1 protein-coding gene is annotated in these 244 nt (G+C 59.0%); it reads left to right on the forward strand.

Going from position 1 to position 244, the window contains the following annotated elements:
* Nucleotides 1–244 (forward strand): undecaprenyl-diphosphate phosphatase (locus SB719_RS22065; protein WP_412160018.1); only part of this gene is annotated, 244 nt, incomplete at both ends.

Consider the following 244-nt stretch of genomic DNA (forward strand, 5'->3'; position numbering starts at 1 on the left):
GTTTCTGCCGATCTCCAGTACGGGCCAGCAGATTATCGTCGCCGACCTGATCGGTTTTGGCGGCGAACGGGCCATGGCTTTCAACATCATCATTCAGCTGGCGGCGATCCTGGCGGTGGTGTGGGAGTTTCGCAGCAAGATATTCGAAGTGGTCTTCGGCCTGACCAGTCAGCCCAAGGCGCGCCGCTTCACGGGCAACCTGCTGTTGGCGTTCATGCCAGCGGTGGTACTGGGAGTAATGTTC

It is taken from the genome of Pantoea sp. SIMBA_079, assembly GCF_046940275.1.
Taxonomy (GTDB): Bacteria; Pseudomonadota; Gammaproteobacteria; order Enterobacterales; family Enterobacteriaceae; genus Pantoea; species Pantoea borealis.